Below are 26,439 nucleotides of genomic sequence, written 5' to 3'. Positions count from 1 at the left end.
GTTATGATTATTTCTTCTGCAAATGACTATCGTGAAGCTGCGAAACGTCGTTTACCGCCATTTTTATTTGAATACATCGATGGTGGTGCCTATGCGGAATATACTTTAAAGCGTAATGTAGACGATTTATCAAAAATCGCTTTACGTCAACGTGTGTTAAATGACATGTCTGAGCTGAGCTTAGAAACGCAATTGTTTGGTGAAAATTTGGCGTTGCCAGTGGCATTGTCACCTGTAGGTCTAACGGGTATGTATGCGCGTCGTGGTGAAGTTCAAGCCGCGGTTGCCGCAGATAAAAAGGGCATTCCATTTACCTTATCAACAGTTTCAGTTTGTCCAATTGAAGAAGTGGCACCTGCGATTCAACGTCCGATGTGGTTTCAACTGTATGTACTACGTGACCGTGGTTTTATGAAAAATGCCTTGGAACGTGCTAAAGCCGCAGGCTGTTCTACCTTAGTATTCACAGTCGATATGCCTGTTCCAGGTGCGCGTTATCGTGATGCACATTCAGGAATGAGTGGTAAAAATGCTGCAATACGTCGTTATATGCAATCGTGTATGCACCCACACTGGGCTTGGAATGTCGGTTTATTGGGTCGTCCGCATGATTTGGGTAACATTTCGAAATATTTAGGTAAGCCGACAGGTCTGGAAGATTATATCGGTTGGCTGGGAAATAACTTTGACCCTTCAATTTCTTGGAAAGATCTTGAGTGGATTCGTGATTATTGGGAGGGTCCCATGGTTATTAAGGGGATTTTAGATCCTGAGGATGCCAAGGATGCGGTACGTTTCGGAGCAGATGGAATTGTGGTCTCCAATCACGGTGGTCGTCAGCTTGATGGTGTTTTGTCTTCTGCTCGTGCGCTTCCTTCAATTGCAAGTGCGGTCAAAGGTGACATCAAAATTTTAGCAGATTCAGGGATTCGTAACGGTCTTGATGTGGTACGTATGTTGGCTATGGGTGCAGATATTTGTATGCTTGGTCGTGCATTTGTATACGCACTTGGTGCTGCCGGCGGTTCTGGGGTAAGTAATTTACTAGATTTGATTGAGAAAGAAATGCGTGTGGCAATGACATTGACTGGTGCAAGAACCATTGCAGATATTACATCGGATTGCCTGGTCAAACTAGAGAAAGAGTAAGCGATTTAATTACTCACATTACTAAGGCTTTGCCAACTTTCCTTTGGAAAAAGAGATTCTTATCTAAATAATTTGGGTAAACAAAGCTTCCTTTTGAAAAAAACCAACCTTGGCAAGAGTCACCGACATAAAATACACTAAATAACATAATTGGTATTTTAATAAACTCTATATATAACAGTTATATAGAGTTTTTATTTTGTGTGGTGTAATTTAAGGTAGGGTGGGGTACTTTGATTTTTGGTCACTAATTTATTGTGATAATCAACAATAATAACCAACATACACATGCTTAATCTAAAGGTGTTTTACTGACTGGTATAATTTTATAATGAGAGGGGGTGTTGCCTGGGGCTACGGTTTCTGTTTTGCCTTTTGGCGTAAGACGTACAAATATAAGCTTTCTACTTTTTCACGTGCCCATGGTGTGGTACGCAAGAATCGCAATGATGATTTAACACTTGGGTCTATGCAAAAACATCTAATTTCAATTTTACGACTTAAACCTTCAAAGCCACCGTAGTAATCCAATAATTCATCCAAAATGTCAGCAAGTTTTTTGCCGTGTAAAGGGTCATTGGAGTTGTTCATAATAGATCAATCGTATTTTGGGTGGCCATTATTATAACCTGGGCTAGTTGGAAAACTAGAGAGTTGGAATGTAAGTAATGATGGACTGAATAGCCACCAAAATTCTGGAGCACACCCAGCCATCGGGTGATGCATCATATATATGACTTGGTAATCCCATTTGCTGTGTAGGAAAGTTTTTTCTTAATGGGTCACCTTTTAATGGAAGTAGGTAAGAGGAAAGCTCTAAACCTTTACGGATCGCTTCAGCACTGTATTCAAAGGCAATTAATGGTCGACCTGTGATTGCTGTTGAGGAGACCAGTGTACCCTAAAGCCAATATTCACCCCATCCATTGTAGTAAACATTAAGTTTTTTGAGCATGGATTTATTTCCTTTTGATACGTTGGCGAGCCGTATTGCTCTCATAGCGAAGAATATCATCTACACTGTTTAAATTAGGTTTGAAGAGTTCCTCTAATTCTTGTAATCGGCCTAGGACCATGGCAACGCGTACTAAATTTTCAAATGAAACATTTCGACCTGCTTCCAGATTGGATACTGTATTCACACCAATACCAGCACGTGCAGCAACATCTGCCTGAGTCATTTCCAGATAAAGTCGTTCTTTACGAAGCCTCTCACATAATAATCCAACAACTTCTTCAGGTTTTCTGAATTTTAAATCCATAATATCGGGTCTTATGTCCATATATGTCTATTAAACCACAAAATAATGGAGTTATAAAATAAACAGTTGATCGGTAAGAAGGTGCTTTATTGGCCTGATTAGATCCTATTAGATTAAAGAAATCTAATTAGACATTTACAATCTAATGGAATCTAATACAATCTATGGTAATAAATAAATCATTGCCGAGTAATTAAAATGATGACCATCTCCAATGACCCTTGGCACTTTCCACGTACCGAACTGGCGAAACAAATTTTAGGCATGTTTGAGACTGGACTAGCTAGTTCTCTGACTTTTTTTGCCCCACGCCGGATGGGAAAAACTGAATTTTTACGAAAAGATATTACGCCCCTAGCAGAACAGCTTGGATGGCGCGTTTTTTATTTCAGTTTTTTAGATGCAGGCCTGCATAGTGAAGGGCAGTTTGTAAAAGCTCTTGATGAGTTTTCAAAACAAAATGGCTTAATGGGGAAAGCCACACATTGGATTAAAAATATTGGTTCTTTAAGTACAGAGGTGGCAGGGGTAAAAGCTGAAGTGACACTTCTACAAGGACAAGTGAATTCCAGTATTTTGTCTAGCATTACTAAACTGGCTCAGCAGGGGAAACCTATTTTACTGTTACTTGATGAGATTCAGGCTTTAGCTAGTTCAAAATATAAAACCACGATTGCCAGTTTACGTACCGCTTTAGATATGCATAAAGAAACAATAAAGGTAGTTTTTACTGGTTCAAGTCGAGAAGGCCTGAGACAAATGTTTTCTGTGAGTAGTGCTCCCTTTTTTCATTATGGACAGAATTTACCTTTTCCAAATCTAACAAAAGCATTTACAGATCATCTGGCAGATGTATTTAATCAGACAACAGGACGTAGTTTGAATAAAGAAATTTTATGGCACGCTTTTTTAGATATGAAGCAAAGTCCTCAACTAGCAAGATCATTAGTGGAGCGTTTAGCCTTAAACCCAATGCTGGCTATAGATTTTGCCAAGGAACAGCTTATAGCCGATACAATGGGGCATCGTGACTTTTCGGGATTATGGGGAGAGTTTAAGTTATTAGAACAGCTAATTTTAAAAGCCATAGCGGAATCACAAGTTGAACTTTATAGTAGTCAATTTAGACAACATCTGGCTGATTCCATTGGTGTAGATAACATTGCGGTATCAAGTATTCAATCGGCCCTACGTTCTTTATCAAAAAAACAAATTATTTTTAAACCAGAAAATGGTACTTATGAAATCGAGGATGCTCTTTTTAAAGAATGGATTATGGATGAAGCATAATTTTGAAAACTCATTTGGATAAAAATTAACCGTACTGAGTTTGTCGGAGAATTTTTATTTAAGTATTTTATTCATAGACATTATTTCAATATAATGGGTGTCTATGAACAGAGAAATTCAACAAAGACTCGTATGAGTTAAATTATTTGAAGAGACTAATGATGCTGGCCTGGTTTGTCGGAGATGTGGCATTTCTAGACCAACTTTACGCAAGTGGTAGAAACGATATTCTGAACAAGGTATTGATGGATTAAGTAGTCATAGTAAATGTCCCTTAAAATCGCCAAATACTAAAATCAATGCTGAGCTAGAAGCTTTAATATTGGAAATGCGCTCAGCTAGAAATCTTGGTGCTCGACGTTTGCAAACCGAATTAATGAGCTGCACGGAGTCTCGTTGTCCTTGGCGACTATCCATAAAGTACTATCCACCCATTAAGTCAAACCGATTAAAAAATTCCGTCGTAAAGTAGATTACATTTGTTATGAACGTCCATTACCAGGCGATAGAATTCAAATGGATACCTGTAAACTGGGTCCAGGACTATATCAGTACACATCTATCGATGACTGCACACGATATCGCGTTTTAAGGATATATAAACGCCGAACAGCAGCGAATACTCTCGACTTTTTAGACTGCGTAATTGAAGAAATGCCTTTTCCCATACAGCGAATACAGACCGATCGTGGGCGGGAATTCTTTGCTGAAAAAGTACAGAAAAAAATGATGCAGCATGGAATCAAATTTAGGCCAAATAAACCAGGTTCACCTCATCTGAATGGCAAGGTAGAGCGTTCACAAAAAACTGATAAATCTGAGTTCTACGCTACTGTAGATATCGATTCTGAGGATATCCAAGACAAGCTAGCCGAATGGCAGCATTACTATAACTGGATGAGACCACATTCAGCGTTGAAAGGTAAAACACCGATGGAGAGGTACTTTGAATTATGTGAAGAAACTCCTTTCTCAGATGAAGTCCAGAAGCAATACAACCCCTCAAATGAACGGATTCAACATGCCAATTACAAGATGGATCTAGAGATCGCTAAATTGAAATGATCTCTATGAATCACACATAGAAACAATGCTAAAACTTTTGACCCCATTTGGTTTAAAATTAACTGTTGTGAAGAAATGATCACTTTCTATCAGGATATTTTCGATCTCAATGAACTGTTTAACTTCTCGAATTTGATTGTCTTTATTCACAATATTCCTATTGAGTGAGTCGAATCTGTGCTCAGGTTGAGCAGTTCGGCTACTGTTCTGAAATGACAGCTTTGTCCGTTATAATTGTATAAACATTTTGGTGTCTGGTAATTATGTCCTCATTGATCAATTTTCTATCTCACTTTAGTAATCCAACTCTTCATCGCAGTCTGAGCTATGCTAAACACATTGATAGGGAAACGATTGAGTTCTTTGAGGAAAATGATGATGTCACGATGTATGCTCAAATTGAAGGGACAGATTATTACGATACCGCGATTACCTATAATCTTAAAAAAGACCGTTTAATCGATGATGACTGCACTTGTCCAGTTGGATATAACTGTAAACATGCTGCTGCTTTAGCGCGGTTATTCTTTCAAGAATATCGTCAGGAATTTCAACAGCGTTATGCTGAATCTCAATCTCCGCAGGGAATCGCAAAACGCCGATGGGGGGATGATCAGGCGCAGCGCTGGTTGAATGATTTTAAACGGTATTTGCAACAGACTGAACCAGAGCAATCTGTCAAAACAAACAATTATTTAATTTACCTGCTAGATCAGTCGGTCAGCTTAAAGAAATTGACAGTTGATGTTCAGAAAGCCAGACGCAATAAGAACGGCTCAATTGCAGGGGAAAGTTATTATACCCAATATGAAAATATCACCAGAAAGCATCTGACTTTACCTGAACAAAAACGACAATTATTTAACCAGATTTATTATTACGCCAAAATAAACAGCGACGAACGCTTTTATCAAAGCAATCTTGATATCTCAAGCATTTTATTGGAGCATTTCAAATCTTTTATTCAAAGTGGCGATGTGTACTGGAAAAAAAAGAGCCATACTGCACTTCAATGGTCAGAACAAGGCTATCACATCGAACTGATCTGGCAACAAGGTGTAAACAAACAGACAGAGCATTTAAACATTGAATTGGTCAATGGTGATATTCGACTCGATTTAAAATCAAATCCTCATATTCAGATTCTCGCGAGCCATCCACCATGTTATGTGGATATTCAACAGAACACGGTGGGCCAGTTATATGGTGAATATACGGCAAATCTTCTGTACCATTTTTTACAGATGCCTGATCTTCCAGCTAAGCTCTTGCCAGAGTTTGAGAAACTGACTCATCAATATTCAGATGTGAAAAATCTGCCTCAACCCGAGTTTATTCAGCATATTGATGTCTTTGAGGGTAGTCCCCAGCCAATTTTACGCTTCGGTGTTTCAGATAAATTTGATTGGAAATGGGAAGAGTCTGTTTGTGCTGAAATTGAATTCTCCTATGCAGGTGGGCGAATTAAAGCAGGTACATCAGGTGACAGTTTTATTGGTGAACAGCATGGCAAAATGGTGCGACAGCTTCGGGACTTAGTTCAGGAACAACAGTCAATCCAGCGTTTACAGCTATTGGTCGAATCACTGAAGTGGGTGAAAGATCTTAGTTATGACCAGCAATTAAAACTGGATAAACAACGTCTTGATTCTATGGTTTTTGCTTTCTATGGAGACTGGATCAAACAGCTCATGCCCATCAATCAAATTGAGTTGATGGGCTGGCAGATAGAGCATCTGGAAAACAGCCCCTTTAACCTGCAATATGTCGAAAATTTAAATATTTCTATCACTGAATCTGAAGGTCAGCAGGACTGGTTCAATATCGGGGCGACGGTTCAAGACAGTGCAGGTAATTCTTATAATTTGCTTGATGCGCTCGTAGCTTTGGTGCGAGTAAATCCTGATTTACTTGATCCACGGATTTTTAGTCATCTGCATGACAGTCAAATTTTCACCGTGAAAACTGCAGTTGATCAACCTGATTTGGCTCTATCCGCTAGGGATATTAAGCCGGTATTGTTACATCTGCAGAGCATTTTACAGCAAGAAGAGCGTAGTATTGATCGCTATGATGCGAGTCAATTATTAGAATTGCAGCATAATCTTGGGATGACATGGCAGGTCAGTGATCGCCTGCAGCAATTTGTACAGAAATTCAAACAAGGCTATCAGCAACAACTGCCGACACCACAAGGTTTTCAGGGGGAGTTGCGTCCATACCAGCAGCAGGGCTTAGGCTGGTTACAGTTTTTAAGGGAAACCCAGCATGGCGGGATTCTGGCAGATGATATGGGCTTGGGGAAAACAGCACAAACTTTAGCCCATTTACTCATGGAAAAGCAGGCTGGATATTTGCAGGACAGTCCCGCCTTAATTGTTGCACCCACATCGCTGATGCATAACTGGTTCAAAGAAGCGGAGAAATTTACCCCTGAGCTCAAGGTATTGCTGCTACAGGGGCCCGACCGCCATCAGAATTTTGAGCAGATTCCGCACTATGATATTGTGTTAACCACCTATCCGCTTCTAGCGAGAGATGAAGAACAACTAAAGCAATATGAATATCATCAACTCATTTTGGATGAGGCGCAGAATATCAAAAATCCGCGTGCCAAAGCTGCACAGGTAGTACGCCAATTAAAAGCACGACATCGTTTGTGTCTAACAGGTACCCCGATGGAAAATCATTTGGGTGAACTGTGGGCACTATTTTATTTCCTGATGCCAGGATTTTTATATTCACAAGAAATTTTTAATAAAAAGTACCGTCATCCGATTGAAAAACGCGGTGATCAGCAGTTAAGGCAAAAGCTGGTCAACCGGATTAAGCCCTTCATTTTACGTCGCTTGAAAACTGACGTAGCCAAAGAATTGCCAGAAAAAACTACGATTGAAGTCAATATTGATATGAATGACCAGCAATCCAAGTTATATGAGGCTGTTCGTGCCACGATGCAGGAAAATATTCAGAAAATTGTGGCAGAAAAAGGCTTTAAACGTAGTCAAATTCAAATTTTAGATGCCTTACTGAAGCTACGTCAGGTGTGCTGCCATCCTAGCTTACTAAAGCTGGATTCAGTGAAAACCGGGCAGGCACACTCTGCCAAACTTGAACAGTTGATGGATATGGTCGTTCCAATGGTGGAGGAGGGGCGAAAAATTCTGATCTTCTCTCAGTTTACCTCAATGTTGGAACTGATTGAGCAACAGCTCCATCACGCAGAAATTGGCTATGTGAAGCTGACTGGAAAGACCAAAAAGCGAGATGAAGTCATTACAGCATTTCAGTCTGGACAAGTGCCAGTATTTTTAATCAGTCTGAAAGCAGGAGGGGTCGGTCTGAATCTAACTGCCGCAGATACGGTCATTCACTATGATCCATGGTGGAACCCTGCTGCTGAAGATCAAGCTTCAGATCGTGCATGGCGGATTGGACAGGACAAGCCAGTATTTGTGTATAAGCTGATTACCAATAAAAGCATAGAAGAAAAAATTCTTGCCTTACAGCAAAATAAAGCAGAACTGGCACAGTCTATTCTAAGTACCGATCATGAGGGCGAAGCGAAACTGACGGAAAATGACGTGATGAACTTGTTTGAGAAAATTTAGTTTGGTTTCAGATTACCCTAATCATCTGTAAGTATCTGAAAGTCTGGATGCAATTTTTTCCAATGTTCTCTTAATTTTTCTTTATGAACAGAAATCATAGGTAAGTCTAGTAATAGCACTGGCCATACTGACCGTGCTTTGTCCATGATCGCGTGAAGTTGTTTTTCAATAACACGCCATGGAACACCGACTTTTTCAGCCCATTGTTCAAAGTGTTTCATCTCAGCTAAATACCAATCTTTATTTTTGGCAAGATTTAATGCGAAATGACGCTCATTTTCAATATATACACTGGTCATTAATATATCGTATGCGGGAGATAATCTGGGTGCACTTTTATCATGATAAATCATACTCCAGTTTTTTAAGTGCGCATCTCCATTGGCGAGCAAAATATTGACGAGTAAGCGGCTGGCAAATTGCTGAATATCAAGAATTTTGTTATCTGAAAATTGATAAATGATCTTTCCTATCTGCTCATAATTTGTGGTGCTGTATTTCTGATGTGGATATGCGCCGAAGATCTGAGCAAAGTCTTCGATGTGAATAAGCTCTATAGTATCAGCAGTACTCTGTCTATCAAATCTTTTGATTGCGAAAGCATATTGCTCTTGGGGTAAATTTAATGGTGGCAGGTCTTGTAAGAGTGCCATATCCACCAAGCGAATCTCAGGGACATCTATGCCGACTGTTTTGGCAAGGCTCATCATAGAATATTCATTTAGTGGAACAAAACCATGTCTGGAAGAAGGAGTTTTGATAATCCAATCCCCTAATAGACTGGATTCTATTGCCTGTGCTAATGTAAAACGCCCATCTTTGGCTTTCATGGAAAACTTCATTTGGACGCCAGCCAAGGAAAACTTATTATCTGTTCGAATCTCTTGCTTTAAAATCTGATCTGGATTCGAGATCTGCAGTTTGAATTTTATTTCATCTGGAATTTCTTCTGGATCTAATGGGGTCGCAATGAGTGCTCCAGGTAAGTCATGACCTAAAGCTGCCAATAACTGAAATTCATTGTCTATATGTACTTTAAGGCTTTGTGCAATGAGTTCGCGTAATGCGCCTTCTGGTAGCAAGTTTGATAGCAAGGGGTGTAAGCGCTGATGTGTAACATAGGTCTTTTCTAAAATCTTATCTGCTTGAGGATACAAGGGGGAAGTCAGCAAGCTCAAGGTCTGGCGTTGCTGATCAAATCGGAAAGAATCCGTAAAAACCAGAATATTTTTTCCGCTCTGAAATCCTGCCAAGTATCCAACGACAGCGTGATGTAATGTTAATTTCAGGACGGCAACAGTATTCATGGTTCCTCTCCTCCGAGAAGACCCTTCCATGGGTTAGTCATTAAGTCATCCTGATCTTCAATAGTGACTTTAATTTCATCATTCAATAATTGTCTAATCAAATGAACCTTATCATCAGGGATGAGCATCAGTTGAGCATTTAATCCTGCCGCGATAATTTCTAAGGTCTCTAATCGAGGGTTGCCCTGACTTTCCAGCTTTTGGTATTGCTGTCTTGAAATGCCTGTACGGGATTGCATATCAACTTGCTTTAAGCCCAATTGGGTTCGTCTTTTTTTGATTTGCTGAAGTAAAGACTCATTCATTGTAGACACATTTATTGCTTTTTAGTGTTATAAGAAACATATTAGTTTCTTTTTTCTTGAAAAGCAATTTATAATTTTATCATTTCGATCTGCAAAACAGCCTTAGCTACGTAGTGATCTGAAATGACTCTGAAAATACAGTTAAAATTTGCATTCGGACCCGCATCCTTTGTGATGGCCAGTTATTTTGATGCCAAGGAGACCCACACATTTAGAATTTTAAAAGCGGCTTTACGTTTAATTATCTTATGGATTGAAAATTGGGGTAGTGTCAATAGATCTAAAATTATAAAACGATATTATTGTGTGATTGTTCTACAATATAGCCTAGAGCTTTATAACTTTTACTCCTTCTCTGAAACATTTTGACAAATATCGGATGGTTAACATCAACATAATCATATACCTGAACTTCAAATTTACCTTCATTTGATCTATGAATACGCCCAACATATTGAGCCAAAGTGCCTTTCCATGAAATCGGGAATGCCAAGAACAAGGTATCTAAACGAGGAAGATCAAAACCTTCACCAATGTATTTTCCCGTGGCAATCACAACATGAGCATCATCTAAATTTTGTTTTTCTTTTATGTTTTTTGTATGGCTCATACCTCCCTGTAAAATAGATGTTTTATACCCTAAATCATTCAACTTATTTCTAAGATTTTCGGCATGTTTTCTACGTTCAGTTAAAATTAACGGGATCTGACCATTTTGAATACAATGAGAGACATCTTTAATAATGGCATTATTACGTTCTGTATCTTTAGTAAGATGTTGCATCAGCTTTGAAATATGTGGTTTATTTTCGGTACCAAAGAAAATTTCTGGGAATTCACCTTCATAATTTACTTTTATTAATAATTTTTTAAGCTGGGTGTGATTGTTGGATTTCGCTTTGTATACAATAGAACCAGCTTGCATGAAAATAATGGGTTGATGCCCATCTTGACGTTCTGGTGTAGCAGTTAACCCGAGAATGTAGTAGGGACTGACTTCACTGAGAAGAAATTCATAGCTTGGTGCGGATAAATGGTGGCATTCATCTACGATAATTTGTCCGTAATTAAAGGCGATAGGTTTGATTGAATTATTTACACGGTTGATTAGACTTTGATATGTTGCAATGTCAATTTGATTAGATGGTTTGGCTTTTCCACCTTGTATTGTACCAATTTCGACATCGGCTAAAAATGAATGTAATCGTTCTTTCCATTGAGAAACAAGTTCTTTGTTATGAACAATAATGAGTGTATTTGTTTGGCGTTTGGCAATGATAGAGATTGCAGTAACAGTTTTTCCAAAAGCCGTTGGTGCATGTAGAACTCCAACATCGTGTTCAAGGATTTTTTTACATGCCATTTCCTGTTCAGAGGATAATTCGGTAAGTAGATTTATATTGACTAATATGTTGCCTTTAGTACGTTGATCTTTTAGTTTTATTTTAGTATCTTGTTGATTAAGCAAGTGAATTATATCTGTTAGGCATCCTCGTGGTAAACTGAGATATTGTCCTTCAAGGCGGGCACAGCATATGTGTCTTGGAATTCCTGTCGTTGAAAAACGCATTGCTTGTGCTTTAAAAAAACGAGGGTTGGAGAAAGTGGCTAATCTTTTTAATTGAGCTATCAATTGAGAGGGTAATGTCTGAATTGGAATGTGAATCATATTTGCGAATACCAATTCAATAGCGTCTGGACATCCCGCGATCTTTTGATTTTTTTTAGGAATATTTTTTACCCATGGAGCCTCATGGTCAACATCTGTTTGATTCTGTTCGATGAAATTGTAGCCTAGTTCATTCACAATATTATTAACTTCAGAAGAACTCATTAATTCAGTTTGTTGTAAAACAGTCCATGGGTCAGTAAAGGCATTAAAGTTACTGTCAATAAAGGTACTATTTCCTAGCGCTCTTGCGTGCTTTTGTAAGGGTAATGCTATTAAATTTCCAAATCCGCCTGCTGGCATGTGATCTTGATTTGGAAACATACGATCATAAGATTCAAAATCTAGAGCTGGATAAAGTTCCATGGCCTTATCTAGAATACCTGCACCCATTAAGCGAGCTTGCTTAGCTGCAATTGGTTCAGAGAAAAATATCCAAACATGTGCGCCATTACCTGAACGAGAGCGCTCAACCAAAAATGGTATATTTAAAGATAAGCACGCTTCAGAAAATGCAGTTACACAATTTTTCCAATCTGATTTATCAAAATCTACTGCGAGTAACCTACATTGATCTGTTGCTAATAGTGGGTAAATGCCTATAACTTTCTGTCCAGTTAAATGAGAATAAAGAACTTCTTGTGTGATGGGTAATAGTTGACGGCTTTTACAGTCTGAACATTTAATTTGAGGTTTGTAACAAATGCCATGTTTCCACTCATTTGCACAAGCAACAGAATAACCAGATTTTCCACTGCTATTTTCCCAACGATAAGCAAAGGTATCAGTTCGTCCAATAAACCTTTGAGAAAATAATAAAAGTCTTTCTTCTGCTGATAAATAATTCTTATTTTTTTCTTCAAGCGATATAAGTTTTTCTTTTTCTTGATAAAGGCTTTGATATTCATTTTGTAATAATGTGATTTGGTCTAAAATTTGCTGTAATCTAACTGCAATTTCTTTTAACTTATTATTCACTGATTTTTCCTAAAACACAGCTATTACTGTCCTAATATCAAATCTTAAATTAAAGAATTACAATATAATAAATCAATTAATTTTCAAAATATTATACAAAATTATTTATATGCATTAATTTCTTTAAAGTTTTGCTCGAAGACCCTCTAGCAATTGTAAAACAGAGAACAATCCCTGAGCATTTTGAATCTGTTCTACCGGAATGCCATTAGTTAATTTATTTGATGACTTCATGAAATGCTGCATCCAGGTAGTATCTCCACCCGCCAGAGCATCTAGTGATGTGGTAATACGGATTAAAGTGAGGGCGATTTCTCCCTGTTTTGAAGTGGGATCTAATTCAAGAGAGGTTAAAGTTTTCACCGAATCTATACTGAGTATTAAGGCTAGTTGATCCTGTGCAAGACCAAGTCGTTCAGCAGCAGCTAAAACTGCCTTAGCTAATATCATTTTCTGTTTTGCAGTTTTTTCTGATGTTGTATGCATGACCGATCCCTGTTTCAGACGCTGCTAATTCATAGAGTTTATACTATTTAATTATCGTTGATCAGACACTCAATTTTTACTAAAGATATATTAAGTTTGGCTTTAGATAAGGAAGCAACGGTTAAATTATTTAACCGCATGTAGTGATTTTTAGAGCTTCAACTTGCAGTTCAAGAGATCGAGGTCTGCCAATACAGGCTAGATGTAAGCAAAATTTAAATGCAGCAAGAGCATGACCATCTTTTACTGAATAGAGTTGTAGACGAGGAAACTCTTCCTGAGTTGATGGATGTTTATCTGTTGATGCTTTTGCTAATTTGAAAAGTTGAGGCTGTTGTTTAGTATCTAACTTTGTTTGCAAATCCTGTCCAAATAAGTGCCAAAATTTGGCAGGAAATAAAGCCTTAACCTGGGAGTAAAAATGTTCGAGTTGATCGATATCCTTCCAGCGATAATGGATACCGGTATGTGATGCGGTCACTCGATTTAAAAATATATTCAGGACGTATGCAATTTGTGCTGGATTTTTACGAGCTATTTTCTGTAGATGTTCAAAAAAATATGTCACTGCATAAAGCTCTTCAGCGCTATCGAGCATTGCTGGTTTTAAGTGGGTTGAGCTATCAATACTAAATAAACGGGGATTCCATTTTTTTGATTTAATGTCTGCTAAATTTAGGGCATTTTCATACCAATAATTGACAAGCTCTTCTGGTAAATACATTTTTTGAGATACAGCTTGAGGATCGTTGTGAATCTCTAATTGATTTAAGGTTTCATAAAAGCGTTGAAGTGAAATTTTAGAGCCTTCTGTGCCGGCGAAGAAAGCAAAAAAGTCATGGGGTTGATTTGTTTGTACTGAAAGTTCTTCAAGAATGTCAGTAGCATTACTCTGAAGCCAGTTTGTTTGATCATTCAATAATATAGTGGCTAGAACTGCCTGATTTTTCTCAAAATTAAAATTTTTTTCATCCTTTGTTATTTTCAAATTTTTATACGTTGCATTGTAGCCCATGATTTTTTTAGCCAGTTCATTTTGCATATCTGAATGATGTTTCAGTAGTTTTTGACCAGCAATGAGATAACTTAAGTGAATATAACTTTTGAAAGTTTCAACGGGTTCTATATGTCCTAAAAGATGTGCGATAACAAACCAATGGTTTTGTCCATGCTCATTTTGAAGAAGTTCAGCTCGTGTTTTTTGATACTCATCTGCACTATAGTCAGTTAGCTCTTGCACAAGTGGCGCATATTCACAGTTCAGTACAAGTGATAAATGATTCGCTGTCGTGTGACGAAAAGAGTGAAATGAATAATGATGTCCTTTAAATACCTGATTCATTATCAGTTTTAGGGGTACAGTGACAGTGTGTCGATTCAGTTTTTTATTTTCATTCAAGTTGCTGAATAAATATAAACTTTTCTTATTCTCTAAACGTTTTTCAACAACAAAATCGCTAAAAAATTGGTATTCATCGTCTTTAAGCAAAGCGTAGGCAGGCACAATCCGTTCCGCACTATCAGTTTTGAGCAGATGTTGATTTCCTTGTTTTTTTGAACCATAAGGTTGGACCCAGATAGAAAATTGATCTAAACCCTCGATATCTTTTACACGTAATCCCAGTATTTCATTGATACGCATACCAGTTCGGTAAGCTAAAATATAAATGATTTTTAATAATCTATATTGATGGTCTGAGATGGATTGATCATGTAAGAACTGATTTAACTTCTTGGTGGTGTTTCAAAAAGTATGCTGACATTAAATGAAGCCATTATTGATGTAAAAAAAGGTTAAGTCGAAAGCTTTAAAATGGTTTTCAATCTTTTTTGAAAAATTACAACTCCTTCTAAAACCGCGCCTAATTCGATGCCTTATTTTGCAATTATTACCTTCAATACCTACAGTAAAAAATTTACCAATACTTTGCTTGCAGTTTTTAAAAGCAGTTATGAAACTGTCCCAATGATCACTTGCAATTCGGGTGTAGTGAATACCTAATTGTTTAAGCTTTGTCTTCAATCGTTGAACTGTAGCTAAGTCTCTTTTACCCCAAACATAAGCAACAATCTCACCTGTTTCTCGATGGTAGGCGTAAATAAGCCATTGTTTATTATTTTTATTTCCCACAAAAGTCCAAAACTCATCAACTTCAAGAGACTCATAATGACTTTGTTTAGGCTGAATTTGGTAGGTCGATTCGGTTAAAGTACGTAAAACTTTACCGATACTGATTCGCTCAACTTCAGCGATATCTCGTATACCACTACCTCTGACCATCAACTGTAATATTTTTCGAGTAATGCCTGAATTACATCCTAGATAGCTCAGAGCATGGTCACCAATAAACTGACGTTTACAGTCTTTGCACTGATAGTTTTGTTTCCCATCTACTTTGATGCCATTTTTCTTTATACTGTCACTGAGGCAGGTTGGACATTTGATTTCTAGAGTTATTCGCATTTCTCTATTTTATCAAAATTCAACCTGCTTTGTTTCAGCATACTTTTTGAAACACCACCTATTTTTTGAAAAATGAGGTGTAGATAAGCATCCACGTCTAGACTGATGTCACGAATTTGCCTTGTGTTGAAGTGAATGAGCCAAAGTCGTGTGAGTTGATCTGGAACAAAATTACGCGATTTTCGAATTGTTTTCTCATCGACAAATAGATCGCCATAGCTTGGAGAAAATGGCTCTAAAAAGATGATATTTAAATCGCAAATTTTTTGGATTTTTACGGGATTCTTTAAATGTTCAAGTAATGCATTTAATGTTGCTGTTTGACTTAGTCCACCATATAGCATTGAGCAAAGCAGAATATTTGCAATAATTTCTTCATCAGAAAACGTCGAGCTATCTTGAGCAAGAATCCAGTAGTGCCACAGTTTTTCGAGGATGATGTCAATTTCATGACCGGCCTGGATCCAATCCAAAGTGAAAATTGGTTCATCACGTTTCATTCTCGAAGGTAAGATAAGGTAGTGGGAGGTCTAGGTTATTGCTCTTATTGAGGTCTTTGATATATGTTCGGAAGAATTCATGTGCATATTTATTCCAAGCCAAATTTGGTGCTTTACGTTTAATAAACTCATAAATCGCAGGATAAGCTTGAATTAAGTCTTCAGTTGAGAATTTTTGTTCATCAAAGTATTGGCGGAGCTCATGTTCTGCATCAGCTCGTAGATTCTTTTCTAATTCATTACGTTGAAGTTGACGTCTGTCTTCTGCATAGCGTTTTTTTGAGATTTTTTTATTGCGTGAGGACATCAACTTCAACACCTGTAATTTTAAAATACGTTTTCATTTGCTCTAAAACATCTGCAATTTTGGAAAATTGAGAGAGCGATAAACTGGAAAATGGATGGGCTGCTTCTTGTTGCATAAGCTCATGTCCAAAAAGTGCCAAAATTTCAGGTTCAGAAACTTTATGAGTTAAAAATGCACGAGCTGTGTGGCGATGCCAGTTTGCATGATCAAGACCTAATTCTGGATGAAATTTTTTTACTGAAGATGGGCTTAACGGTATCCAGTCATTATTCTGAATGATTCCCAAGAGGGGGAGCTTACTCATTTTGATTTGTTGTATGACCTCACTTAAAGCTGGTTGACTCATCATGATTTGAATCAAAAAATATTCTAAAAAATTAAGGAATTTTTTTATCTCTTCAACTAAAAATGGGCAAAGTGGAATGAGGCGTCCAAATCCATTACGGCCGCCTACTTCTTTGTCTGAAACCATCAAAATTTGGCGTTTTAAATTAAAGTTTTTAAGAAATCCAGGGAATTCAGCAACGGGGCGTGCTGCTGTAAAAAGAAGAAGGATATGCCATAACCAGATGTTGTAATGATTAAAGATTGAAATTAGGTCATCTTCGGCTTGTGAAAAAATATTAAATTTCAATACAGCAAAAATCTCTGTAATGACCTGTGGCTTGGGAGCTTTACGACTACCAAAATAAAGTGTTGAATCAGATGGTGAAGTGGTAACACCACTTTCATATTTACGCACTATATCCGTACAGAGTGATTTTAAAATATCGAGATATTGTGCGTGTAAACGCGGGATATTCTGATGACAATAAGAAATAGACGATGACTGATTTGCATCAATCCCTGTAACTAGGTCTGCAAGTTGTTTATTACCTGTTTTTTCAAGAACCGTGTGATGCAGTAGAGAACTCACCTTTACGACAGACAGTTTTGGAATCAGTAATTCTTGTCTTAATTTGCGTAAATATTGCTGTATATCATCGATACTAACCGAATCCATTTTGCGAAGATCCTCTATGAATAGATTCGGAATTGGAATGTCTAAATAGATAGTCTGATTGAGCAAGCTGTCCGAATACTTAAAATTGCGGTTCTCAAATATATTAAATTTACTGCGTAAGAAGAACTGATCATTTTTATGGAGCAATTCTTGGCGGTTATTTAATTTTTTAGCTCGCTTGCTTTCTATATATAACCACTCATTCACACTATTGCCTGTTAAAAATGCGAGTATCAGGATCAAAGCACTTTTATTTTGATGTTCAGAGTAGTCCATATGAAGTCTTTTCAGTAGATGGTTCACGCTAGATGGATTTGGGAAAAAACTACTCGACGTGAGTAAATGTTCTTTACGTTGAATATGTTTTGCAACGAGTGGTAGAACATAACTTTGAATCGTTTCTGAATGTGCTGCCAGTGGTGTGACATGAGTTGGATTGACAACAATTTGCCGACTAACTGGCTCATCAATTAACGTTTCTATATTCAGTGCTTTAGATTTAGCACTTTTTTTTATTTCTACACTTTCTTCAATGAATTGTTCTTCATCAAGAAATTGATGTTGAAGCTGTGTACCGATACTTGCACGTGCAATCTTCGCTTTGTTTTTTAAAACGTAGTTAAAGGTAACACGAATATCATTGAGTAGATTACGGTCAAACTCAGGCAATTCATCCTTATCTAATGTGATCAGATGTTGAATAAATTGTTCTAAGCTCAGCGTTGGATCTTGAAGATAGGTATTCCAGAGACGTTGATACTCTTCTGTATTTTGATATTTTTTTTCAGTATCTAAATTTTTATTCGCATTCCTAAAGCGCTGAAATAAGCGCTTTATGGTATTGAAGTGTTCTGTGTGTGCTTGTTTAAAAAGCTCTGGTTTAAGCTCAGGAAGAGCAATTAAATAAATTGCCGCTTTTAAAACTAAAATATTCCAATTTTTTGCATGCGTCTGCAATTCAGAAAATTGTGCAATTGAATTGATGTATGACGTAATAGGTAAATCACTAATCTTAACTTTTTTCGTGAACGCGATTACCGGAGGTGTCGGCAGTTGCGAATCAAAGTCTACATCGATATCAAAGTAATCAAGATTGAGACCAACCAGAAAATTGTCAGTCTGTTTAGAAGACAATATTTTAACCACAAAGTTAATATGTTGCGTACGTTCAAATTGCTCATCACCAAACAGTTTTTCTAGTGTTTTTTGCAGTGAAATAACTGGCAAATCAATATACTCGTTTAGAGAGTTCGACACTATGATCTCCAAATTTTTTCTGTACTTAGGCAACTATCAGAGTGACCAATGAGTTCTTTTACACAGCTGCTGTTGAGTGATAATTCATTAAAAATATGTGTGCGCTGTTGTTCGATATTTTTAATACGTCGATTAAGTTGATTTCGAGAACATGAAAGCAGTTGTGCTAGCAGCTCCAGACTCATTTGATAATGTGGCTTTAAAGATGATTCTTTATTAAGAGTTAATAGTGTTTGACGTGAAAGATGCGTGTTAATCAAATGCAATGCTTTTTTGGGATTTAACGACAGAATATTAATTTTATTAGATTTGATGAATTGAATAAATTCAAGACTGCATAACTCTTTCAGAAATAATAATTCGTCATCTGAAAAAGATTGTTGATGATGAATAATTAAAGTGACTTCTTTGATATCATTCTTTAAGTAGCTAAGATATAAGTGAATATTATTAAAAACGGTGTAGCTATCAAATTCTGGAGTTTTCCAGACATGAAGTTCTTTTATACGATTAGAAATATCTAAATCTACTGCGAGATTTTTCCACATATTTAAGTAGCATAGATTGAAACCATAAGCGTGTGGATGAATGGTGATTCTGCTTTTTTTGAAATTTTTTACAGTACTTATCTGTGTTGCTGGAAACTTTAAAAGTAGTTCAGATGTCAAATCCATAAATGCCATTGAATAAAAATAATATAGTAATATTCAAGGATATTTAGAGTTTTTGAATATGGCAGGAGGCATCATTTTTTTCTTAATTTTAAAGTTTTTTATTATCGAAGGTTTCAAAATTTCCTACTGGATAGGATACTCACTATTAGTTAGCTATATTTGTGAATTGGCAAAAAATAACATGTTTTTATTATGATGTTCACATAGCAGATTACAATGAATACAGTAGGGATGAGTACAGTTAAATTATTACAATAACAATGCTCAAATTTGACCTTTTTTAATGGTAACTAAAATCAAGCAGGAATCAATTTTTGATAAGTATGTAGACAAATTTAATTTGATTGATATCGGGAGCCGTATATGGAAATTAAACAACTGAAACAGGTAGAAGTCGTTACAGATGTTGTATGTGATGTATGCAACCAATCAACGAAATTGGAATTTGGAACTTTATCTGCGCATTGGGGCTATGGTTTTAAGCATGACGGGGAAAGATATGAATTGCAGTTATGTGAGAAATGTTTTTTTTATGCACTTGAGACATTAAAAAAAGAGCGAGCAGATGAGTTTATGTTTGATGAAAACTTTGACCCTTCAACCCTAGATGGGTTTGGGTTGAAGTGAACCTATCATCGCGACAGGTTCTAAGAATCCATAAAATACTGACTCAGATTCAAGCCAGCAACTTCATTTTTAATGGCGAGTAAGGGATTCAGGAAAAATATTGTTCTTTGCTTCGAGGTCACTGAGTTCAGAAAAGGCTTGAATACCGCCTGCGGCTTTAATTGCATCTAAAGCGACTGTCATTATCAGACATCAGCGGCAGCCTTTATTGTATTTAACATCCGTCCATAGTAATGAATGAATTAAATTTTGCCTAGCAGTGGATATTATGGGGTACAAAGAATGGCTAAATTCAAAAAATAATTGCCCCGACAATAAAACAAAATAATCCAAAAATCCCCCAAATCCAGACATTCGATTTGGGTTGCTCAGTATGTGATGTATAGAACGGTTGTTGTTCCTGAACAGGATTCTCTTGGTTGCCAGCTCTGTTCTTATAGGGGTGGTGTTTTGAATAGGATAGGCCTGTGCCAGGAATACCAACGCTGGTTCGGGTGCTTTTTTTGCCAATATTTAAAGAAGCACCAGGTTTGCCAATGCTCGCGCTACTAATGCCTTTATGCGTCAGATTGATTTTTAATCCAGGTAATATTTTAATACTCTTGCGAAATTTGAAGCCCATATTTTTTCCATTTACAAGAACCAGTTTGGTTTCTATCTCAGTTGTCCGGATACAGTGAAATAAAAGTTTGATTCATTCATAGGACTGATCATTTGACTTATCTAGTGAAATATCAGTATGTTCTTCAACATAAGATATTGGCTTTTAGGCAATGAATCAAACATCAAATTATTACAATCAGCATGCTCAAGCATTTTTTGAAAATACCTATCAGGTTGAAATGGCAAGTCTTTACGCACCATTTCTAAGATATTTGCCGGAACAGGCATTGATCCTGGATTTGGGCTGTGGCTCGGGGCGGGACACTTTGGCATTTAAGAAAAAAGGCTATCAAGTTGAGGCAATTGATTATTCTGCCGAGCTGGTTGAAAAGGCGAGAGAACTGACAGGCATCAATGTACGTCAGCAAAGTTTTTACGAGCTGAATGAAGTAGCTAAGTATGATGGTATTTGGGCCTGTGCTTCTCTTTTACACTGTGAAAGAGATCGCCTGACTGAAGTGTTGGGGCGCTTATTTAAAGCATTAAAGCCAAATGGTGTGTGTTACATGTCTTTTAAATATGGCAATACAGACCGTGAGAAAGAAGGGCGTAGCTTTACTGACTTGAATGAGCAGCAAGCTTACGACTTACTCAAACAAATAGATCAGGCTTTACTGTTACAGCAATGGATTACTGTAGATAAACGTCCAGACCGTACAGAAGAGTGGATCAATATCCTGATTAAAAAAGAGCAGGCTTAGATATGTTCAGTACAGCTGACATACCAACACCCAACGAGCAGCTGAAATTTTTGAAGCATATTCAGCAGATATTGCATTCTGGGACTTTTACTTCGACATATAAGTTTGCTTTGCTGATAAGTATCACGCGTCTGGCGATTGAACAGGGGCAAGATACTGGTGCTGCCTTGCATTTAGAATATCAAGATATTGCTGAAAAGTTTATTAACCTATACTGGAAACAGTCACTGCCGTTTCAGTTTAACCAGTATGAGCCTTTTACTATTCATCAAAGCACTGGTAAGCAGGCAAAGATCATCAGTGAAATCCAGAATGCACAGCAACAATTCAAGACCTTGGCCGCGCTGAGAAAGGAGGTGCTTTACTGGAACAAGCTAAAGCGAACAGTTGCAACAACGGTTAAGCAAATGCCGGTGGTATATTTGCAGAATCTGAATGGTCAAACCATAGAGTTTCTCTATAGTCTTGAAGATTCCAAGCAGTCCCTCAACTTGTTGCCCAAGGTGATGTATTGCTTAAGACAATTTAGTGAAATCATTGAAGAGTTGTGCCAGAAGCGCTGGATTGATTTTGTCCGGCTGAACAAGCAGAACCTGGTGGTACTGGATGGTTTGCCTGACCTGGACGAATTCATGTTTGCACCTAGCCGGAATCAATTGGGGCAGGTCGCGGACTTCTTAATTGATTTACAGCAATGCCAGTGTTTTTACTGTGGCAAAAGCCTAAAAAATTCCAAATATGCTGTAGATCATTTTATTCCATGGTCTTTATATCCTGCCGATACCGGACATAACTTTGTTCTGTCAGATGACAAATGTAATTCACAGAAAAGTAATTATTTAGCATCCGAGCAATTCTTGGAGCAATGGAGAGAACGTAATCATCTGCATAATCATGCGATTACTCAGGAAATTTCGCAATTTGGTTTTTTGACTGATCTCCAACGCTCACATCGAGTTGCTGATTGGGCTTATAAACAGGCGATAGAGAATGAGTATTTAGTCTGGTTAGGGGGGAAAGAGAAGAAGATATTAGCCCCAGTGTATTAAAGTATTAAGTTTTAAAAATATTTTTAACTGTAGGAATCACACAAATTCTTTAAAAAAGACTGCGTCAATATGTGACGTTAATTTCCTGAAATTTGTTTAAATAATTATTGGAAAAGGATATTTTAAGGACAACTCTTCTTCATAATTGATGATAAGAATGGAACAGCTTAATCCATCAGATCTAAAAGCAATATTACATTCGAAACGTGCCAATTTGTACTATCTTGAACATTGCCGTGTGATGCAGAAAGATGGTCGAGTTCTTTATCTGACCGAGGCTAAAAACGAAAATCAATATTGGAATATTCCTATTGCCAATACCACAGTGATTCTATTGGGTACAGGCACATCAATTACTCAAGCAGCGATGCGCATGCTCGCAAGTGCAGGTGTTCTGGTTGGTTTTGCTGGTGGAGGTGGCACGCCTTTGTTTATGGGCTGTGAAATTGAATGGATGACACCACAAAGTGAATACCGTCCAACTGAGTATATGCAAGGTTGGATGCAATTTTGGTTTGATGAAGCCAAACGCTTAGATGTTGCTAAACATTTTCAATTGGCACGAGTTGAATATATTCAGAAGATTTGGTCGAAAGACCGAGATTTAAGAGAATATACCTTTCATGTGGATGATTTAGATATTCAACAGGCTTTAACGGGTTATGCAGCAAGAATTTCACAACAAACTAAAGTCGGAGACTTACTACTTGCAGAAGCTGCAACCACAAAACAACTTTATAAAATTGCAGCGACTCGTACAGGTTTAAAGGATTTTAGTCGCAATCCTGAACAAGGTGATTTAGCCAATGATTTTTTAAATCATGGCAATTATCTGGCTTATGGTTTAGCAGCGACAACACTTTGGGTACTTGGAATTCCACACGGTTTTGCAGTCATGCATGGCAAGACGCGTCGAGGGGCTTTAGTGTTTGATGTGGCGGATTTAATTAAGGATGCTGTGGTTTTGCCTTATGCCTTTATTTGCGCCAAAGAAAAAATGACTGAACAAGAATTTAGACAGCAGATTTTGCAGAAATTTACCGAGCATAAATGTCTGGACTTTATGTTTGATCAAGTCAAAGCACAAGCTTGTAAAAATCATGATGTAGATGGAGAAGCATCATGATTGTGACGTTTATTAGCCAATGTGAAAAGAAAGCCATTCCACGAACGCGTCGGGTATTAGATGCCTTTGCAGACCGAATTGGTGATAACACCTGGCAGACAGTGATTACTGAGGAAGGTTTAATTGCAGTTAAAAAATTGCTGCGTAAAACCGTGACCAAAAGTACAGCGGTAAGTTGTCACTGGATTCGAGGCAGACGTCGAAGTAAGTTGCTGTGGGTTGTAGGGAATCGGAATAAGTTTAATAACATTGGGGTCGTGCCAGTCAATAGCACACAAAAAGATGTATTTATGGATGTTATAACAATGAAAGCAAAACAAGATGAATTTTATGCGAATACGCATTTACAACCACTCGCAGAACATAGTTTTGCAATTGGTTATTTGGCACAGAAATTATTTAAAACAGTAGTGGATAACGATGAATATGACAACTTATCTAAAGTTGCATTTTTAGCGGGTGGTTTGCATGATTTAGGCAAATTAGATCCTCTATTTCAAGAGTGGGTTAAAAAAGGAAAACAGAAAGATCCTGAAGATGATGGTCAGCATATCGATGTTAAATTTACCTTTGATAAACACCCTCGTCATAATGAGGTGTCATTATTACTATTTAATTTTTTTGAACAGCAATGTAAAGGATTGAATAATCGTCAAAAAGAAAGTTTACAGCATATTTTGTATTGGCATCATGCGAAGCCATATCGTCAAAATGATGATTTTACAGGGGTGTATAAAGCCTACGAATATTTAATCAAAAACATTCAAGTAGATCAGTTTGAGATCTTGATTCAACGGACATCTGACTTAGTTAAAAGAATTAACAACCTATCAAAAAATTATCATGCCAATGAAAGTATCGAAAAGCATATCGATTGGAATATCGATCAAGCACAAGAGCTAAAAGATAATTTTGAATATCAATTCAAAAGTAAATATTTTCCAGAATTTAAACATTATACCAATACAGATTCTATAGACGTATTACGTGATAAGGTGCGTATTAACTCAGAACATAATTTATTACGTGCCTGTGTGATTAGTGCAGACCGTTTGATTTCAAAACTGTCTGCGCAAGATTTAATGGAATACATTGCTGAGCACCGCTTAGATGAGTTATTGGATTCACAAGAAATGCTTTCTAATCTATCTGAACATTTAAACAATGTTTCGACAAAATTTCCAAACAGTGAACGCACTCAGAAACAAAGCGAAATCGCACAACAACTTGCTGATTTAAGAGATATCGCTGTGCTTGCAGGTCCAGCAGGCTGTGGTAAAACCAAAATTGCATTAGAGTGGGCAAAACTAAAAAATGCAAAAAAAATATTTTGGATTTGTCCACGTGTACAAGTGTGTCAGGGGATTTTTCAAGAACTCACAGAAAGCTATTTGCCAGATGCAAAAGTAGAAATCTTTACGGGTGAATTTAAGTTCACCACTGCTTGGGACAAAGTTACACCTGAACATGAATATCTATCGGGTGATGTAGTGGTTACAACTATTGATCAAATATTAGGATCAATTGTGACACATAGCAAAGTGGATAGTTTAATTCCATTTATGGATGCACATGTGGTGTTTGACGAATACCACGAATATATTGGCATGGAGATTTTCAACTTATTATTCGCTGAGTTGATTGCCAATAAAAATATGCGTAAGAAATACGAAAAAAATACTTTATTGGTTTCAGCAACACCGCACTATTCGTATTTAAAACAAGTTTTAGGCTTACATCAAGATGATGTCCTTGCAATGCCATCATTTAATAATCGTGATTATAAGATTGAATTTATAGATTACGATGAATCTATCATTGTAGGAAATCCATTTTACCAAGTCTATGATGGACAAACCTTTGTTATTTCTAATACAGCTTTAACAGCGCAATTGGGCTTTATTTATCAAAAGAACCAAGAAAAAAGTGTACTTTTCCATTCTAAGTTTAAACGCAGTGATAAAAAATATTGGTTTAATGAAGTTTATGAGACATTTAAAAAAGATGGTACACACAAGTTTGATGTATTACGTAGTGGTCCAATTGTACAAGCGTCATTAAACATTACAGCCAAAAATATGCTGACTGAAATGACTTCACCTGAAAATATGCTTCAACGCTTAGGACGCTTAGATCGTTTTGGTGAAAGTGAAAGTCTTAATATTTTAAAAGTTGCAATTACTGAAAATGTAAAAAATGGTAGTTGCAAAGGTTCGTTAGCATTTTTCTTAAATCAACTCAATTGCTTACAAACTACAAAGGTTTGGTACGACTTTTTACAAGATCAGCTTGCAGGGCAAAGCTTTAAGTTATCAAAGCTTTATCAACTCTACAAAGCATTCCATACGCAACAAGATCAAGAAAACTCTGCTATTTTTCAAGATATGCAAAAAGCTTTAAAGAAAAGTATTGATCGAATTAATAATAAGGTGACTGAACCCACCAAAGTGTCAAAACCTAAAACGGCAGAGCGTAAATCTAAGATTAGTAAAAACTCATTACGTGGAGATAGCCGTTTTGTACAGTTGGCTAAGTTGAATTTAAATGATTATGCCAAGCCTGTATTTGAAAATGAATATGCGTATCAACCACCTTTAGATGATACAACTGAATATGATAATTTGACGGAGTCCTTAAATATTATTCAAGAACTTGGATTGATTAATTTTATTGCTCAAAAGCATGGCAATATTGATCCGTCACATCCAGTAAAAGGTATTCCTGAGAAAAAACAAAAATCACGATGTATGGTCTTAGAAAATTATGCAAGAGATGCAGATTTCCCTTTGTATCTGAGCTACATCGAAGATGACTTAAATAAAGTGGGTGGCACAGGGGTTCGACATCCTGAAGCAATTTATTATGCGGTATGCGATCAGCAACCGATTGGTTCAATTACATTAGACAAACTTCATATTTTAACAACATCACCAGAGGGTAAATAAT

The 26,439-nt window shown here is 37.0% G+C and carries 18 protein-coding genes and 4 pseudogenes; 9 read left to right on the top strand and 13 right to left on the bottom strand.

What is annotated here, in order from left to right:
* The first annotated feature begins 3 nt into the window (after positions 1-3).
* On the top strand, positions 4-1,149 hold the full coding sequence (lldD, locus tag ACO1B7_RS17265; protein WP_004282143.1) for an FMN-dependent L-lactate dehydrogenase LldD: 1,146 nt from the start codon (positions 4-6) through the stop codon (positions 1,147-1,149).
* Between the two features lie 354 nt (positions 1,150-1,503).
* On the opposite strand, the gene ACO1B7_RS17260 is transcribed toward lldD, so the two are convergent.
* The 3 genes and pseudogenes from ACO1B7_RS17260 to ACO1B7_RS17250 all read right to left on the bottom strand — a co-directional run bounded on the left by ACO1B7_RS17260 (position 1,504) and on the right by ACO1B7_RS17250 (position 2,411).
* A complete protein-coding gene (locus ACO1B7_RS17260) occupies positions 1,504-1,740 on the bottom strand; it encodes a VF530 family protein (protein WP_004647809.1) in 237 nt (78 codons plus the stop codon).
* 115 nt (positions 1,741-1,855) lie between these two features.
* Positions 1,856-2,044, bottom strand: a pseudogene (locus ACO1B7_RS17255) (type II toxin-antitoxin system HipA family toxin); the annotation flags it as partial.
* 64 nt (positions 2,045-2,108) lie between these two features.
* Positions 2,109-2,411, bottom strand: coding sequence for a helix-turn-helix transcriptional regulator (locus ACO1B7_RS17250; RefSeq protein ID WP_002058191.1), 303 nt, complete (start codon positions 2,409-2,411; stop codon positions 2,109-2,111).
* 198 nt (positions 2,412-2,609) lie between these two features.
* Here ACO1B7_RS17250 and ACO1B7_RS17245 point away from each other — a divergent pair, with 198 nt between their 5' ends.
* The 3 genes and pseudogenes from ACO1B7_RS17245 (at position 2,610) to ACO1B7_RS17235 (ending at position 8,377) form a co-directional block, all read left to right on the top strand.
* On the top strand, positions 2,610-3,701 hold the full coding sequence (locus ACO1B7_RS17245) for an ATP-binding protein (RefSeq protein ID WP_002058158.1): 1,092 nt from the start codon (positions 2,610-2,612) through the stop codon (positions 3,699-3,701).
* A gap of 103 nt (positions 3,702-3,804) precedes the next feature.
* Positions 3,805-4,766, top strand: a pseudogene (locus ACO1B7_RS17240) (IS481 family transposase).
* 263 nt (positions 4,767-5,029) lie between these two features.
* Positions 5,030-8,377, top strand: coding sequence for a DEAD/DEAH box helicase (locus tag ACO1B7_RS17235; protein WP_004647811.1), 3,348 nt, complete (start codon positions 5,030-5,032; stop codon positions 8,375-8,377).
* 17 nt (positions 8,378-8,394) lie between these two features.
* Here the strand turns inward: ACO1B7_RS17235 and ACO1B7_RS17230 are convergent, their stop codons facing one another.
* The 9 genes and pseudogenes from ACO1B7_RS17230 to ACO1B7_RS17190 form a co-directional block, all read right to left on the bottom strand.
* Entirely contained in the window at positions 8,395-9,684 is a 1,290-nt protein-coding gene (locus ACO1B7_RS17230; RefSeq protein WP_004647812.1) for a type II toxin-antitoxin system HipA family toxin, read from the bottom strand.
* On the bottom strand, positions 9,681-9,989 hold the full coding sequence (locus ACO1B7_RS17225) for a helix-turn-helix transcriptional regulator (RefSeq protein WP_001005874.1): 309 nt from the start codon (positions 9,987-9,989) through the stop codon (positions 9,681-9,683). The genes ACO1B7_RS17230 and ACO1B7_RS17225 overlap by 4 nt, the downstream gene beginning before the upstream one ends.
* A 286-nt stretch (positions 9,990-10,275) precedes the next feature.
* Positions 10,276-12,636 (bottom strand): TOTE conflict system archaeo-eukaryotic primase domain-containing protein, encoded by a 2,361-nt coding sequence (locus ACO1B7_RS17220; protein WP_423090417.1) that lies wholly within the window; start codon positions 12,634-12,636, stop codon positions 10,276-10,278.
* Positions 12,637-12,759: 123 nt separating this feature from the next.
* Entirely contained in the window at positions 12,760-13,122 is a 363-nt protein-coding gene (locus ACO1B7_RS17215) for an antitoxin Xre/MbcA/ParS toxin-binding domain-containing protein (protein ID WP_004647815.1), read from the bottom strand.
* 130 nt (positions 13,123-13,252) lie between these two features.
* Positions 13,253-14,857, bottom strand: a pseudogene (locus tag ACO1B7_RS17210) (site-specific integrase); the annotation flags it as partial.
* Positions 14,858-14,884: 27 nt separating this feature from the next.
* Positions 14,885-15,586 carry an IS1-like element ISPa14 family transposase gene (locus ACO1B7_RS17205; RefSeq protein ID WP_001223318.1) on the bottom strand — a complete coding sequence of 234 codons (702 nt, stop codon included), beginning with the start codon at positions 15,584-15,586 and terminating at the stop codon, positions 14,885-14,887.
* A 59-nt stretch (positions 15,587-15,645) separates the two neighbouring features.
* A pseudogene (locus tag ACO1B7_RS17200) lies at positions 15,646-16,393 on the bottom strand (site-specific integrase); the annotation flags it as partial.
* The gene (locus ACO1B7_RS17195) at positions 16,377-18,653 is read right to left on the bottom strand and encodes a hypothetical protein (RefSeq protein ID WP_155861430.1); all 2,277 of its coding nucleotides are present in this window, start codon (positions 18,651-18,653) and stop codon (positions 16,377-16,379) included. The pseudogene ACO1B7_RS17200 and the gene ACO1B7_RS17195, both read right to left, overlap by 17 nt.
* Complete coding sequence (locus ACO1B7_RS17190; RefSeq protein ID WP_004280945.1) at positions 18,653-19,327, bottom strand: hypothetical protein; 675 nt, start codon at positions 19,325-19,327, stop codon at positions 18,653-18,655. The genes ACO1B7_RS17195 and ACO1B7_RS17190 overlap by 1 nt, the downstream gene beginning before the upstream one ends.
* Positions 19,328-19,690: 363 nt before the next feature.
* Between ACO1B7_RS17190 and ACO1B7_RS17185 the strand changes: the two genes are divergently transcribed.
* Positions 19,691-19,954 carry a hypothetical protein gene (locus ACO1B7_RS17185; protein ID WP_155861431.1) on the top strand — a complete coding sequence of 88 codons (264 nt, stop codon included), beginning with the start codon at positions 19,691-19,693 and terminating at the stop codon, positions 19,952-19,954.
* Between the two features lie 292 nt (positions 19,955-20,246).
* Here the strand turns inward: ACO1B7_RS17185 and ACO1B7_RS17180 are convergent, their stop codons facing one another.
* Entirely contained in the window at positions 20,247-20,576 is a 330-nt protein-coding gene (locus tag ACO1B7_RS17180; RefSeq protein WP_155861432.1) for a DUF4236 domain-containing protein, read from the bottom strand.
* A 151-nt stretch (positions 20,577-20,727) separates the two neighbouring features.
* Here ACO1B7_RS17180 and ACO1B7_RS17175 point away from each other — a divergent pair, with 151 nt between their 5' ends.
* The 4 genes from ACO1B7_RS17175 to ACO1B7_RS17160 all read left to right on the top strand — a co-directional run bounded on the left by ACO1B7_RS17175 (position 20,728) and on the right by ACO1B7_RS17160 (position 26,438).
* On the top strand, positions 20,728-21,318 hold the full coding sequence (locus ACO1B7_RS17175) for a class I SAM-dependent methyltransferase (RefSeq protein WP_155861433.1): 591 nt from the start codon (positions 20,728-20,730) through the stop codon (positions 21,316-21,318).
* 2 nt (positions 21,319-21,320) lie between these two features.
* Positions 21,321-22,367, top strand: coding sequence for an HNH endonuclease (locus ACO1B7_RS17170; RefSeq protein ID WP_155861434.1), 1,047 nt, complete (start codon positions 21,321-21,323; stop codon positions 22,365-22,367).
* 157 nt (positions 22,368-22,524) lie between these two features.
* On the top strand, positions 22,525-23,493 hold the full coding sequence (gene cas1f / locus ACO1B7_RS17165) for a type I-F CRISPR-associated endonuclease Cas1f (protein WP_155861435.1): 969 nt from the start codon (positions 22,525-22,527) through the stop codon (positions 23,491-23,493).
* The gene (locus ACO1B7_RS17160) at positions 23,490-26,438 is read left to right on the top strand and encodes a CRISPR-associated endonuclease Cas3'' (RefSeq protein ID WP_423090416.1); all 2,949 of its coding nucleotides are present in this window, start codon (positions 23,490-23,492) and stop codon (positions 26,436-26,438) included. The genes cas1f and ACO1B7_RS17160 overlap by 4 nt, the downstream gene beginning before the upstream one ends.
* Position 26,439 lies beyond the last annotated feature (1 nt).

It is taken from the genome of Acinetobacter lwoffii (assembly GCF_049367455.1).
GTDB classification, from domain to species: Bacteria; Pseudomonadota; Gammaproteobacteria; order Pseudomonadales; family Moraxellaceae; genus Acinetobacter; species Acinetobacter lwoffii_W.
Note: the sequence above shows the minus strand (reverse complement) of the source record. Positions and strands in the feature narration are given on the sequence as shown.